The sequence below is a fragment of the Nocardia inohanensis NBRC 100128 genome, from assembly GCF_001612945.1.
Classification (GTDB): domain Bacteria; phylum Actinomycetota; class Actinomycetes; order Mycobacteriales; family Mycobacteriaceae; genus Nocardia; species Nocardia inohanensis.
Genome location: NZ_BDBK01000002.1, coordinates 501,031 through 514,189 on the forward strand (window position 1 = coordinate 501,031; position 13,159 = coordinate 514,189).

The 13,159-nt window shown below is 67.3% G+C and carries 13 protein-coding genes; 9 read left to right on the forward strand and 4 right to left on the reverse strand.

Going from position 1 to position 13,159, the window contains the following annotated elements:
• Positions 1 to 14: 14 nt before the first annotated feature.
• The gene (locus tag NI1_RS08585; protein WP_067817967.1) at positions 15 to 701 is read right to left on the reverse strand and encodes a TetR/AcrR family transcriptional regulator; all 687 of its coding nucleotides are present in this window, start codon (positions 699 to 701) and stop codon (positions 15 to 17) included.
• A gap of 113 nt (positions 702 to 814) precedes the next feature.
• Entirely contained in the window at positions 815 to 1,555 is a 741-nt protein-coding gene (locus NI1_RS08590) for a uracil-DNA glycosylase (protein WP_067816540.1), read from the reverse strand.
• Positions 1,556 to 1,670: 115 nt separating this feature from the next.
• Here NI1_RS08590 and NI1_RS08595 point away from each other — a divergent pair, with 115 nt between their 5' ends.
• The 7 genes from NI1_RS08595 (at position 1,671) to NI1_RS08625 (ending at position 9,307) form a co-directional block, all read left to right on the forward strand.
• Positions 1,671 to 2,354, forward strand: a complete 684-nt coding sequence (locus NI1_RS08595; RefSeq protein ID WP_067816543.1) for a trimeric intracellular cation channel family protein — start codon at positions 1,671 to 1,673, stop codon at positions 2,352 to 2,354.
• Positions 2,355 to 2,458: 104 nt separating this feature from the next.
• Complete coding sequence (locus NI1_RS08600) at positions 2,459 to 2,899, forward strand: GyrI-like domain-containing protein (protein ID WP_067816546.1); 441 nt, start codon at positions 2,459 to 2,461, stop codon at positions 2,897 to 2,899.
• Positions 2,896 to 3,330, forward strand: coding sequence for an AraC family transcriptional regulator (locus NI1_RS08605; protein WP_067816549.1), 435 nt, complete (start codon positions 2,896 to 2,898; stop codon positions 3,328 to 3,330). Before NI1_RS08600 ends, NI1_RS08605 begins: the two co-directional genes overlap by 4 nt.
• A 340-nt stretch (positions 3,331 to 3,670) precedes the next feature.
• Complete coding sequence (locus NI1_RS08610; protein ID WP_157535014.1) at positions 3,671 to 4,327, forward strand: hypothetical protein; 657 nt, start codon at positions 3,671 to 3,673, stop codon at positions 4,325 to 4,327.
• Positions 4,324 to 6,474 carry an Rv1355c family protein gene (locus NI1_RS08615; protein ID WP_067816555.1) on the forward strand — a complete coding sequence of 717 codons (2,151 nt, stop codon included), beginning with the start codon at positions 4,324 to 4,326 and terminating at the stop codon, positions 6,472 to 6,474. Before NI1_RS08610 ends, NI1_RS08615 begins: the two co-directional genes overlap by 4 nt.
• Positions 6,475 to 6,538: 64 nt before the next feature.
• Positions 6,539 to 8,353 carry a putative bifunctional diguanylate cyclase/phosphodiesterase gene (locus NI1_RS08620; RefSeq protein ID WP_067817970.1) on the forward strand — a complete coding sequence of 605 codons (1,815 nt, stop codon included), beginning with the start codon at positions 6,539 to 6,541 and terminating at the stop codon, positions 8,351 to 8,353.
• 99 nt (positions 8,354 to 8,452) lie between these two features.
• Complete coding sequence (locus NI1_RS08625; RefSeq protein WP_067816558.1) at positions 8,453 to 9,307, forward strand: SDR family oxidoreductase; 855 nt, start codon at positions 8,453 to 8,455, stop codon at positions 9,305 to 9,307.
• A gap of 18 nt (positions 9,308 to 9,325) precedes the next feature.
• Here NI1_RS08625 and soxR read toward each other — a convergent pair whose 3' ends face one another.
• Entirely contained in the window at positions 9,326 to 9,829 is a 504-nt protein-coding gene (soxR, locus tag NI1_RS08630; RefSeq protein WP_067816561.1) for a redox-sensitive transcriptional activator SoxR, read from the reverse strand.
• Between the two features lie 75 nt (positions 9,830 to 9,904).
• On the opposite strand from soxR, the gene arcA reads away from it, so the two are divergent.
• Positions 9,905 to 11,134 carry an arginine deiminase gene (gene arcA, locus NI1_RS08635; RefSeq protein ID WP_067816563.1) on the forward strand — a complete coding sequence of 410 codons (1,230 nt, stop codon included), beginning with the start codon at positions 9,905 to 9,907 and terminating at the stop codon, positions 11,132 to 11,134.
• Positions 11,135 to 11,140: 6 nt separating this feature from the next.
• On the forward strand, positions 11,141 to 11,515 hold the full coding sequence (locus NI1_RS08640) for a GntR family transcriptional regulator (RefSeq protein ID WP_067816566.1): 375 nt from the start codon (positions 11,141 to 11,143) through the stop codon (positions 11,513 to 11,515).
• Between the two features lie 14 nt (positions 11,516 to 11,529).
• On the opposite strand, the gene NI1_RS08645 is transcribed toward NI1_RS08640, so the two are convergent.
• A complete protein-coding gene (locus NI1_RS08645) occupies positions 11,530 to 13,137 on the reverse strand; it encodes a dolichyl-phosphate-mannose--protein mannosyltransferase (RefSeq protein ID WP_067816570.1) in 1,608 nt (535 codons plus the stop codon).
• Between the last annotated feature and the right edge of the window lie 22 nt (positions 13,138 to 13,159).

Below are 13,159 nucleotides of genomic sequence, written 5' to 3' on the forward strand. Positions count from 1 at the left end.
CTTGCAGAACTTTATCAGGTGGGTTGGGGAGATGCCGAATCGGCTGGTTGTGGGGGGTTTTCGGGGGAGGGGAGGGGTTCGCTGTAGGACTCGACCACGCGGCGGAAGAGGTCGGTGCGGTGGGCTCGGACGGCTTCGTTGGCGGGTTCGAGGAGGCATTGGGTGAGGGTGCCGTCGTGGACGGCGATCAGGGAGCGGCCCAGGGATACGGGGTCTGGGACGTGGCGGCCTGCTCGCGCCAGGAGGGCTACTACTACCGGGGTCAGGGCGCCGCTGATGGCTTCCTCGCGGGCGACCATTACTTGGCGTAGGTCCGGGTTGCGGAGGGCGTGGGCGGTGAATTCGGAGGTGATGCGAAACCATTTGTCGTCCATGGGGACCGCGTGCAGGGCGAATTCGACGGCTTGGGCGGGGTCGCTGACTGCGATATCTACTTCGAGTAGGGCGGTTACCTGGGTGAGCATTTGGCTGGAGCGCTGTTCCCACATGGCGAGGAAGAGTTCTTCCAGGGATTTGAAGTTCGAGTAGAAGGCTCCGCGGGTGAATCCGGCTCGCTCACAGAGTTGTTCGACCGTGCAGCGGCCCAGGCCGTCCTCGGCGAAGGCGTCGAATGCGGCATCCAGCAGCCGTTGCCGGGTCGCCGCTCGCCGCCGTTTCGGGGGTGTGGTGACCTCGCCCGAACTCGTCTCGTCCACTGTCATTTCGCCCCCGCGATCCGCCGCCCCGGCCTCGGCATTGTCGATGCCGCCGCCCGTTCCGGAGTTATCGGCCCTGCTCACGCCCAGATACTAGCGAAGTACAACTCTCGTGACGCTCAGGGGCAAGCCCCTGAAACCCCTGGTGGGGCGGGGAGGCCCGCGGTGCGGGCGGCTGCGGTGAGGACTGTCTCGAGCATGGCGGGGGTGAGGCGGCCGGTGAAGGTGTTCTGCTGGCTGGGGTGGTAGGTGCCGAAGAGGTGGAGGGGAGAGCGGTCGGGGCGGGCCGGCTCGAGTTCGTAGTGGGCGCCGTGGCCGAACTTCGGTTTGGGTTTCGGTACGGTCCAGCCGGATTCGGTCAGGACCGGCAGCAACGCCTGCCAGCCCCAGCCGCCGAGGACGACGATGGCGCGCAGCGACGGGGCGAGCAGGCCGAGTTCGGTGGTCAGCCAGTGCCGGCAGTTGTCGCGTTCGGAGGGGAGGGGTTTGTTGTCGGGAGGCGCGCAGTGCACGGGGGCGGTGACGCGGGTGCCGAGCAGGCGCAGGCCGTCGTCGGCGCTCAGGCTGGTCGGCTGGTTCGCCAGGCCGGCGCGGTGCATGCAGGCGATGAGGACGTCGGCGCTGCGATCGCCGGTGAACATCCGGCCGGTGCGATTTCCGCCGTGCGCGGCCGGCGCCAGGCCGACCACGAGCAGCCGGGCGTCGTCGGGGCCGAACCCGGGAACCGGTTTACCCCAGTAATTTTCGTCACGGAACGAGGCGCGTTTCTCGTGGGCGACCTGTTCCCGCCATTCGACCAGGCGCGGGCAGGCGCGACACGCTGTGAGCTGGGCATCCAGCTCGGCAATTGTGCGGCACACGGGTCGATTCAAGCGCACCGGTCCGACAACCGGGGTGTGACGGTGCGGTGTGGCGGGCGCAGCATAGGGTTCGCGGGTAGCCGAGAGTTTGCGATTGCGAAGGGAACCCGCTCATATGGCTGAATTGGTGGAGCTCGGCACCGCCGTGGACGCGGCACAGCAGGCCGGAAACATGCTGGGCGTGTTCGCATTCGGCGTGTCGGGCGCCCTGCTGGCCGTGCGGCGGCGGTTCGACGTGGTCGGCATCACGGTCTTGGCGATCGCGACCGCGACCGGCGGCGGTGTGATCCGCGATCTCGTGATCGGCCGCACGCCCCCGGCCGCCTTCGTGCAATTGAGCTATGCGGGCACGGCGCTGCTGGCGGCGGCGCTCATCTTCTTCTGGCATCCCCCGGTCCGATTGGTCCGCACGCCGTTGCTCGTCACCGACGCCATCGGCCTCGGCGTCTTCTGCGTGACCGGCACCGTCACCGCCTTCCAGCACAATATGTCGGCCACCTCGGCGGCGGCATTGGGCGTGGTCACGGCGGTAGGGGGCGGCATCATCCGGGATGTGCTGGCGGGCGTCACGCCCAGCGTGCTCAGCGACGGCGAGCTGTACGCGGTTCCCGCGCTGCTGGGTTCGGCGGTGACCGCGCTGCTGCTGCACTACGGCCAATACACCTACTGGACAGGCGGTTTGGCGGGTGCGGGCGCGGTCGGCCTGCGCCTGGTCGCGCTCTGGCGGCACTGGCGCGCCCCGCTGGCCCGGCCGCACCGCCGCCGGGTGGAGACCCCGGAGCATCAGAACCCGACTTAGCCAATCCTCAGTCGTGTCGCGGAACACCCTTGTGCGTGATTGATAGCATGGCGGAGGCCGCCCGACGGGCTGTGGAAAACACCCAGAGAGAGCTACTACTTCCGATGCAGTTTGAGATCGTCGAACGCGACGAGACGTGGGTCGCGGGGTTGCCGGTACGCAGCCCCAAACGCGCCCTCGGAGAACTGCGCGACCACGATCTGGAAGTGGCCTGGGCCGCCGTGCTGCATCAGGAACTGGGCGGTCCGCTGGCATCGGCCTACACCGATTACGCGAGCGAACTGGGCACCTACAACACCCAGATCGTCGGCTATCAGTGCGACTCCTTCGACCGGGTGACCCGCGGCCATATCGTGGCCCGCATCCCCGCCGGCACCTACGCCCGCTTCTCCTCGGTCGGCAACTTCCCGCGCGTCATGACCGACCTGTGGACGCAGATCGCCTACGCCGAGGAGCACAACCAGATAAAGCGCATCCACACCGGCGATTTCGAGTGCTACCCGCACGCTTACAAGATCGACCTGTATCTGGCGGTCGAGCCATGAGCTACTCGATAGTGGTGCGCCCCGGCGGTGTCTACGGCGGCCTCGTCGTGCCCCGCGTCCGCCCCAGCTTCAAGGTCAGCACCAGCGACCTGATCGAATTCCTCCGCGACCGGCTGCGCGACCGCGACGGCGTGGAACGCCCGCTGGCCACGGTCTACGTCCCCGACCCCGCGGGCAACTACAACGTGCTGGTCTCCTACGAATACGCCGACCCGCACCAGGCTCCCGTCGGCGACGTCCTGATCCGTGTCCCCAAGGGCGTCTACGCCCGCTTCCGCCCGAACGGCGACTATCACGATCCGGCCGAGGACGTCTGGGCTCAGGTCGACGACGCCACCGCATCGGCCGAGATCACCCGCGCCTACCGCGAGGAGATCGAGATCTGGACCGGCCCCGCGGATCTGGAGCTCTTCATCTCCATCCTGGTTTGATAGCTAATGATTAGCTAGCCCTGAACCAACCAGTCTTGTCGTTGCTTTTGATGACTAATAGCAATGGTTTGACCAGGGGGAATTTCTGGATGCGCATACGGGTATCGGACCGTTTGCCGGATATCTGGACAATTTCGGTGACCTGACGGATACTCCCCTAGGTGCCCAAGCCAGGCGCGGTCGATACATGACCGTATCGGGCGGGAGCGCGCTTGCCGCGCGAAGTCAGTAGTAGTGGAGTGGGAACTATATGGCAGTCGAATCGATCTCGCTCATCCCGGCCGAAGGTGCAGGTCGCGGGATGCTCCGATGCCGTGATGCGCGATCCGGATGCACGATCTTGATCGGTCCGCCGGATGCGGATCCGAGGCTGTGGCGCGAGTATCTGGACGGCGCGCTGGCCGTCTACCGGTCCTTCGGCGCGGAGGAAGCGGTGGAGTACGACGCCTGGCTCGACGGCCGCTCGACCTCACTGTTCTGTGTCGCACTCGATTCCGATGGCCGCGTGGTCGCCGGCGTGCGCGCCGAGGGCCCGCATCGCCACGTCGATCAGGTGCACGCCGTGCGCAGCTGGGCCGGCCGCACCGGCGACGCCGCCTTCCGCAAGATGGTCGCCGACCAGATCCCCGGCGGTGTCGTCGAAGCCAAGACCGGCTGGGTCGCCCGCGACGCGGAACACCGTCACGCCCTTGCGGATTGGGTCGCACGCGCCATCGTGCAGAGCGCTCTGCTGCTGGGCGTGCGCTACTCGACCGGCATCGCCCCTTCGCACGTGCTCGACCGCTACGCCAGCAGTGGCATGAAGGTGGTCTGGTGGGTGCCGCCCTCGGGCTATCCGAACGAGCGATACATCACCCATCCGGTGTGGTGGGACATGGAGACCTACAAATCCGTCGGCACTCCCGAGCAGGTGCGGATGATCGAGGCCGAGATGGCGGAGCTGACGGCGAGCGGCACGGTCCCCCGGCCCCGGGGTGAGGGACTGGCGCAGGCATGAGCGCCGGTCCGTTCGCGGCCGGTGTGCACCGGCCGCTGCTGCTCGATGAATTCCATCCGGATGACGCTGTACAACTGGCGGCTCTGCGCGCGGACCCCACCATCGAATTCACTGATCGCCGCGATTTGCTGCGTGCTGAATTCGCCGGTCTGCTCTCGCCGCCGGAATTGTTCGAAGGACCGGAATTCGATCGCTGGGTTTATTATCCGTGGCGTCGCTCGGTCATTGCCCTGCCCGGCCCGAACACCATGCGGGCGCTGCGGCTGGACCGGAACCGCAATCACCTCACCCGGCCGGAACAGGAAAAGCTCGGTGCGCTGAGTATCGGTGTGGTCGGGCAGAGCGTCGGTCACGCCGTCGCCTATACCCTGGCGCTGGAAGGCATTTGCGGCCGGCTGCGGCTGGCCGACTTCGACACCATCGAGCTGTCGAATCTGAACCGCATCCCGGGCACGGTATTCGATATCGGCGAGAACAAGGCCGTGGTCACCTCTCGCCGAATCGCCGAACTCGATCCGTATCTGCCCGTCGAGGTCTTCGAAACCGGTGTCGGCGAAGACAATATGGATGCCTTCCTGTCCGGCCTGTCGATCGTGGTCGAGGAGTGCGATTCGCTCGACATCAAACTCGCGGTGCGCGAGGGCGCACGCCGGCACCGGCTGCCGCTGCTCATGCAATCCAACGATCGTGGGCTCCTGGATGTCGAGCGCTTCGATCTGGATCCGAACCGCCGCCCGTTCCACGGCATGCTCGGCGGGACCGGTTCGGCGGAGCTGCGCGGCCTCTCCACCCGGGACAAGGCGCCGCACGTCATCCGGATTCTGGACGGCCGCAATCTGTCCGAGAACCTCGCGGCCAGCATGGTGGAGGTCGGCGAAACCCTCAACAGCTGGCCGCAATTGGGCGGCGAGGTGCAGCTCGGTGGCGCGAGCGTGGCGAGCGCGGTGCGCCGGATCGGGTTGGGCATCAAGCTGCCGTCGGGCCGTACCCGCGTGGATGTCGAGCGTGCACTCGATGAGATCGTCGAACCGGAACCGTTCGAGGATCTGGTGTGGCCCGAGGAATCCGACGCCGAGCCGGAACCGGAGTCCGGGCTCGCGGCCGTGCTGGCCTGCGCACAGCGCGCTCCGTCCGGCGGCAACGCCCAGCCCTGGAACTTGGTTGCCGACGCTGAGTCCGTCACCGTTTCACTCGCCCGCGAACGTACTTCGATGATGGATATCGGCTACCGCGGCAGTGCGCTGGCCCTCGGTGCGGCGCTCTACAACGCACGCGCCGCCGCGGCCGCGCAGGGCCTGCTCGGCGCGGCCGAATTGCGCACCGGCGGAACGGAACTGCTCACCGCGGTGCTGCGCCTGGGCGACGGCGCCGATTCCGAACTCGCCCAGGACTATCCGGCCCTGCTCACCCGGCACACCAATCGCCGGGACGGGTCCGGCGCACCGCTGCCCACCGCGGTGCTGTCCGCCCTCACCACCGCCGCGACTCGCGCGGGCGGCGGGCTGCACTGGATCACCGAGCGTTCGGATATCGATTCCGCCGCCGAGATGCTGGCCGCCTCCGAGCGCACCCGATATCTGACCCCGGCCATGCACGCCGAGATGATCTCCGAACTGCGCTGGCCCGGTGACGATCTGCGCACCGGCATGGACCTGCGCACCCTGGATCTGGCTCCCGATGAAGTGGCCAAGCTGGAGATCGCCCGCCGCGCCGATGTAATGGCCCTGCTCCGCACCTGGTCCGGCGGCCGGGCGCTGGTGGATGGCACCCTCGGCAAGCTCCGCACCAGTTCGGCGCTGGCGGTGCTGACCATGCCCGCCCCGCCGCTCGACGACCCCGCGGAGCTGGCCGCTTACGCCCGGGCCGGGGCCTCCCTGCAACGCGTCTGGATCGAGGCGGAACGGCGTGGAGTGGCCGTTCAGCCCGTTTCGCCGGTATTCCTGTTCGCCCGACGCCCCGAGGAACTGCATACGGTTTCCCCGGAGTTCGCCGATACACTAGCGTCACTTCAGGGCCGCTTCCTGGAGCTGTCGGGAGTGCCTGAGGACGAAACGATGGTGGCGGTTCTGCGGTTGGGATACGCGCCGAAACCAACGGTTCGGAGCAGGCGACTTCCCATACCGGGCGCGGACACCCGCGGTTTGTGAGATCGGAGAAAAGGTGCCTCGGCGAACGCTCGACTCACTGGTGACCCAGGTCGCCTCCGAGTTGATGGCGGTCGATGCCACCATGATGGCGGCGGCCAGCGAGCAGGTGCTGTCCTGGCTGGTGGAGCACTTCGACGTCGATTTCAGTTTCCTGCGCTTCACCGATCCGGTGCGCCGGGTCTCCATGCTGGTCGCGGAGTGGCCGCGCCGGGTCCCGCCCGACGACGACGATCCGCTGCATGTGGCCCATCTCGACGATCCGACCTCCGCGCTCGGGCAGCTCTCACACACCACCGAGCCGATCATCATCCGGCCGATTCCCGAATTCGCCGACTATCAGCAACTGATTCAGCAGGCCACCGGTATCGATTCGGTGTCGGTGGCCGCGGTGCCGCTGGTGTCGCGGGGTGAACCCACCGGCATTCTCGGCTTCATCAAGGCCGGCGATCGCGAGTGGAGTAATCGGGAACTCAATGTGCTCAAGGCGATTGCCGCGCTGTTCGCGCAGTTGCAGGCGCGCGTGGTCGCCGAGGAGCGGTTGCGCTACATCGCCATGCACGATGATCTGACCGGCCTGGCGAATCGGCGGTCGCTGCTCGAACATATGGAGGAGCGGCTCAAATCCGGCAGTCAGGGGCCGGTGGCGACGTTTTTCCTGGATCTGGATCGGCTCAAGGCGCTCAACGATTTTCTGGGCCACACCGCCGGGGACAATTTCATTCGCACGCTGGCTACTCGTTTGCGTGAGAATTTGGATCCCGGCGACATGATCGCCCGGCTCGGCGGCGACGAGTTCGTCATCGTGCCCGCCAAACCCCTGGATGCCGCGGCCGCGGATCAGGAGGCGACCCGCATTCAACAGCTCATCGGCCGCCGGGTCACGGTCGGCGAGGAGACCGTCAGTCGCGGGGCGAGTATCGGTGTGGCGCTGGGGATTCCGGGTGAGACCACGGTGGCCGATGTCCTGCGCCGCGCCGATCACGCCCTGCTGTCGGCGAAGTCGAGCGGTGGCAACGGGGTGGCCGTGTTCACCGACGCCATGCGGGCGCAGTTCGAATTGCAGGACGATGTCGAGTTGAACCTGCGCGGTGCGGTGTCGGATGGTTCGCTGCTGCTGCACTATCAGCCCGAGGTCGATCTGAGAACGGGGCGGGTGGTCGCGCTCGAGGCGCTGGTGCGCTGGCAGCATCCGACGCGCGGGCTGCTGCCGCCGGGGGCGTTCGTCGGGGTCGCCGAGGCGACGAATCTGGCGGGGGAGCTCGGCCGCTGGGTGATTCGCACGGCGTGTGAGCAGTTCTCGCAATGGCGGAAACGCGGGCTCGCCTCGAATGTCGTCATTCGCATCAATGTCTCTCCGGTGCAGCTGGTTTCGCTGGATTTCGTGGAGACGATGGAGGATATTCTGCGCCGGTTCGGCATCGACGGTTCGTCGGTGTGCCTGGAGATCACCGAGCATGTGGTGGTGCAGGATCTGGCGCGGACCCAGGTGACCCTGCGCGGGCTGAAGCGGATGGGCGTGCAGATCGCCATCGACGATTTCGGCACCGGATATTCGTCGCTGTCGCATTTGAAGGCGCTGCCGGTGGACGCGGTGAAGATCGATCGCGGGTTCGTGCAGCGGCTGGGCGCCAGCGCCGATGATTTGGCGATTGTGAAATCCATTGTGGGACTTGCCGGTTCGTTCGGGCTCGGCGTGGTCGGCGAAGGCGTCGAAACCACGGTCGCGGCGCGTACCCTGGTGGCATTGGGATGTTATCGGGCGCAAGGTTTTCTGATCGCGCGGCCGATGCCGGCGGAGGAAGTCGAAACACATTTGAGCGCGGGCCGGATAGCGTTGGATCTGGATCTTCCGGGTACCGGCCGCAACTCGGCCCCCTGAAATAGGGGCGGATACCTGAGAATGACCGACTCGCGAACAATAATGTTCGCGAGTAGCGTGCGCGTCTGACAGAGCTGTCGAATTCGAGGATGGATCGGCGTGGGTGATCGAAGCCTGAGCGGCAAGAAAACATTGATAACCGGGGCCGCGAGCGGCATCGGCCGGGCGACCGCGCTGGCCGCGGCGCGCAAGGGGGCGCGGCTGGTGCTGACCGATCTGAACGCCGAGGGCCTCGACGACACCGTCGCGACGGTGCGCGCGGGCGGCGGCACGGTCGAGTACGCCCAGGCGCTCGACATCAGCGACTACGACGCGGTCACCGCCTTCGCGAAACAGGTGCACGAGCAGCTGGGTTCGCTGGATGTGGTGATGAACATCGCGGGCGTGTCGACCTGGGGGACGGTCGAGAACCTCGAGCATCGGCATTGGAAGCTGATGGTGGATGTGAACCTCATGGGCCCCATTCACGTGATCGAGAACTTCGTACCGCCGATGATCGCGGCCAAGCGCGGCGGCGCGCTGGTGAACGTGTCCTCGGCGGCCGGGCTGCTGGCCTTCCCGTGGCACGCCGCCTACAGCGCCAGCAAGTTCGGCTTGCGCGGGGTGTCGGAGGTCCTGCGATTCGATCTCGCGCGGCACGACATCAAGGTGCACCTGGTGGTGCCGGGCGCGGTGGACACGCCGCTGGTGCAATCGGTGGATATTGTCGGCGCGGACCGCGACGACCCGCGAATCCAAGCCTGGATCAAGCGATTCCGCCGGCACGCCCGCCAGCCCGAGCAGGTGGCGGATTCGATCCTGAAGGGCGTGGAGAAGGGCACCTACCTGGTGCACACCCAGTTCGACATCCGCTTCGGCTACTGGTGGGCGCGCAAGTTCGCCTGGCCGTACGAGTTCGTGATGGCGAAGGCCAACGACCTGTTCACCACGTTCCTGCCGAAGGATCAGCGCTGACCGGACGGGGGGAGGGGGTTATGCGGTGGCGGGACCGCAGGTTTTCGGCTCGGCGCAGTGTTCCGCGGCGTGCACGTCCAGTACCCGCGCCCCCGGGCCCGCATCGCCCAGATGATCGTGCGCATTGACCAGTTTGCAGCTGCCCAGCGACAGGCAGCCGCAGCCGATGCACCCGGTCAGGTTGTCGCGCAGGCGAATCAGTTGTTCGATGCGCTCGTCCAGGTCGGCGCGCCAGTTGGTGGAGAGCGTCTCCCAGTCGCGGCGGGTGGGGTTGCGGCCGTCGGGCAGCGTATCGAGGGCGGCCCGGATCTCGCCCAGCGGAATTCCGACACGCTGAGAGATGCGGATGAAGGCCACCCGGCGCAGGGTTTCGCGCGGATAGCGGCGCTGATTGCCGCTGGTGCGGCGCGCTGTGATCAAACCCTCACGTTCGTAGAAATGCAAGGCGGACACCGCAACTCCGGCGCGTTGGGCCAGCTGGCCCGGCGTCAACTCCTTGGCTTGCCACGACGCGGTCTGCATACCTGAAGGTTAGTCGAGGTTTTTCCCGGGTGCGAATTGCATGCCATCTTTGCCCGGGGGAACTACCGTCAGGATATGGGAACCAAGGCTGCGCCCACGGCGCGACCGTTTTCCGTGACCTCGGAGGTCGGCGCGTTGCGTACGGTGCTGCTGCACCGTCCAGGCGACGAGCTGCGCCGGCTCACCCCGCGCAATAACGACCAGTTGCTCTTCGACGCGATTCCCTGGGTGGAGCGCGCGCAGCAGGAGCACGACACCTTCGCCGAGGTGTTGCGCGGGCGCGGGGTCGAGGTATTGCTGCTGGCGGATCTGCTCACCGAGACCATTCAGGTGAGCGGGGCGGCACGGATACAGGGCATTTCGGGCGCGGTGGACGCGCGCCGGCTCGGGCACGGGCTGGCCGACGAACTGGCTTCCTATCTGCGCACGGTGCCGGCGCCCGAGCTGGCGCACATTCTCACCGCGGGCATGACCTTCGACGAGCTGCCGTTCAGCGCCGATGCCGCCTCGCTGGTGCGGCGCATGCATCACGGGCACGATTTCGTCATCGATCCGCTCGCGAACCTGCTCTTCACCCGCGACTCCTCGTTCTGGGTGGGGCCGCGGGTGGCGATCACCTCGCTCGCGCTGCCCGCGCGGGCCCGCGAGACCTCGCTGACCGATCTCATCTACGCCTTCCATCCGCGCTTCCTCGGCGTGCGCCGCGCCTACGAATCGCACACCGCGCCCATCGAAGGCGGGGATGTGCTGCTGCTCGCCAAGGGCGTGGTCGCCGTCGGGGTGGGGGAGCGGACCACGGCCGCCGGTGCGGAAGCCTTGGCGCGCAGCCTGTTCGAGGACGAGCTGGCACATACCGTGCTGGTGGTGCCGATCGCCCAGACCCGCGCCACCATGCATCTGGACACCGTGTGCACCATGGTGGATGTGGACGCGGTGGTCATGTATCCGGCGGTGCAGGATTCGCTGTGCGCGTTCACCATTCGCCGCCGGGACGACGGCGGGGTGAGCATCGCCGGGCCCGACCCCTTCCTGAAGATGGCCGCCGAAGCCATGGGCATCGGGCGGCTGCGGGTGGTCGACACCGGGCTGGACGGGGTCACCGCCGAACGGGAGCAATGGGATGACGGCAACAACACGCTCGCGCTCGCGCCGGGCGTGGTGGTCGCCTACGAACGCAATGAGATGACCAATGCGCGACTGCTCGACGCCGGAATCGAAGTGCTGCCCATTCCCGGTTCCGAACTGGGTTCCGGCCGAGGCGGTCCGCGCTGCCTGTCCTGCCCGTTGTCGCGTGACGAGGTGTGAGAAGCCATGCTGGACATCCCGGTCGACCACCACTCGACGGTGCCGCCGTACGAGCAGCTCCGGCAGGGGATCATCGCCCGCGTCCGCTCCGGTGAGCTGGCGGCCGGGACGAAGATTCCCACCGTGCGCGCGCTCGCCGCGGAACTGAAACTCGCGCCGAATACGGTGGCGCGCGCCTATCGCGAGCTGGAGCAGGACGGCGTGCTCGAAACCCGCGGTCGCCTCGGCTCTTTCATCGCTTCGTCGGGGGACCCCACCCGCGATCTCGCCGGTCGCGCCGCCACCGAATACGTCGGCGTCATCCGCCGTCTCGGCCTGGACGACGAAGCCGCTGTGCGCTACCTACGCGCGGCGCTGGGCGAAACCCGCCCCGCGCCGTAATCTCCGCGGACGGACTACTTCCAGCTCGGCAACCAGAGATGGTCGTGCCAGCTGGCCGGGGTGATGGGCATGGCGGTGAGGATAGGCCACAGCCAGATGAAGTTCGCGATCACCAGCGCCAGGTAGATGCAGACCGCGAGCAGTCCCAGCCCCTGCCGCTCGCTCGGCGGCGTGAACTGCTGCAAATCCTGCGCCCCGGAGAGCCGTCGCCCGCTCGGCGGCGCGTGGCCGAGGATATCGCCCAGTGCGAGAGCCACTCCCATCACCAGGAACGGGGCCAGCGGCACGGCATAGAAGAAGTACATCTGCCGATCCAGCGACAGGAACCACGGCAGGAAACCGGCCCCGTACCCGACCAGCACGGCCGCGTAACGCCAGTCCCGGCGCACCATGCTGCGCCACATCGCCCACGCCAGCATCGGGAACGCCACCCACCACAGTGCGGGGGTGCCGATCGCCATCACGGCCTTCACGCACTGCGACTGACCGCAGCCGCCCACATTGGTGTCGGCGTAGTAGTACAGCATCGGCCGCAAACCCATCGGCCAGGTCCACGGCTTGGATTCCCAAGGATGGTGATTCCCGGCGGAATTGGTGAGCTCCTTGTGGAAGGTCAGCACCTCCCCGCCGTAGAACCAGAGCGAGCGCAGCGCGGCGGGCACCCAGGAGAACGCCCCGTCGCGTCCGACCTTCACCCCGACCGCCCAGCGGTCGTAGCTGGTCTCGCTGGCGAACCACGCGTAGAACGAGCCGAGGTACACCATGACCGGCACTACGGCGAGCGCCCAGATGGTCGGCCCGAGATCGCGCACCGCGACGCCGGCGAAGGGCCGCCGCACCCGGTATCCGCGCCGCGCCGCCAGATCGAATCCCAGGCTCAGCGCGGCGAATCCGATGATCCAGTACGCGCCCGACCATTTGGTTCCGCAGGCCAGGCCGAGCATGAGCCCGGCCCCGAACCGCCACCAGCGCACCCCGAGACGCGGCCCGAAGTCGCTGTCCCCCAGGCGTCCTTCGGCCGCGACCAGCGCCATGCGCGTGCGCATCTCGTCGCGGTCCACGATCAAACAGCCGAAAGCCGCTGTCACGAACAGGGCTTGGAAGATATCGAGCATCCCCAGTCGCGAGGATACGAAGGTGAGCCCGTCGCAGATGATCAGAATCCCCGCGAACGCGCCGATCAGGGTGGAGCGCGTCATGCGCCGCACGATGCGAATCACCAACAGCACCAGGATGGTTCCCGACACCGCCGCGGTGAACCGCCAGCCCCAGCCGTTGTAGCCGAAGATCCATTCGCCGAGCGCGATCATCTGCTTGCCGACCGGCGGATGCACCACCAGCCCGTATCCGGGATTGTCCTCGGTGCCGCCGCCGTTGAGCACCTGCCAGCCCTGCGGCGCGTAATGCTTCTCGTCGAATACCGGCGTCTTACCGTCGGTCGGATACCCCAGCATGATGAATCGGGTGAGGGCCGCCACCGCGGTCAGGAACAGCGTGACCGCCCAGCCGCGCGCCCAATCGGTCGGACCGAAGTCCGGTGAGGGCAGCAGCGGTGCCGGACTGGATAGCGCGACGCCCGCGTCTTCGGAGGCTGGCGGTCGCGCATCGGTCACCTGGGTCACGGCCTCGATCGTAGGCGGTGCG

What these genes read in the sequence shown, in the direction of transcription:
- arcA (WP_067816563.1), top strand. Translation starts at nt 9,905, where the DNA reads ATGGGAACCAAGGCTGCGCCCACGGCGCGACCGTTTTCCGTGACCTCG.
- NI1_RS08605 (WP_067816549.1), top strand. Translation starts at nt 2,896, where the DNA reads ATGAGCTACTCGATAGTGGTGCGCCCCGGCGGTGTCTACGGCGGCCTC.
- NI1_RS08585 (WP_067817967.1), bottom strand. Translation starts at nt 701, where the DNA reads ATGACAGTGGACGAGACGAGTTCGGGCGAGGTCACCACACCCCCGAAA.
- NI1_RS08640 (WP_067816566.1), top strand. Translation starts at nt 11,141, where the DNA reads ATGCTGGACATCCCGGTCGACCACCACTCGACGGTGCCGCCGTACGAG.
- NI1_RS08595 (WP_067816543.1), top strand. Translation starts at nt 1,671, where the DNA reads ATGGCTGAATTGGTGGAGCTCGGCACCGCCGTGGACGCGGCACAGCAG.
- NI1_RS08615 (WP_067816555.1), top strand. Translation starts at nt 4,324, where the DNA reads ATGAGCGCCGGTCCGTTCGCGGCCGGTGTGCACCGGCCGCTGCTGCTC.
- NI1_RS08600 (WP_067816546.1), top strand. Translation starts at nt 2,459, where the DNA reads ATGCAGTTTGAGATCGTCGAACGCGACGAGACGTGGGTCGCGGGGTTG.
- NI1_RS08620 (WP_067817970.1), top strand. Translation starts at nt 6,539, where the DNA reads ATGGCGGTCGATGCCACCATGATGGCGGCGGCCAGCGAGCAGGTGCTG.
- soxR (WP_067816561.1), bottom strand. Translation starts at nt 9,829, where the DNA reads ATGCAGACCGCGTCGTGGCAAGCCAAGGAGTTGACGCCGGGCCAGCTG.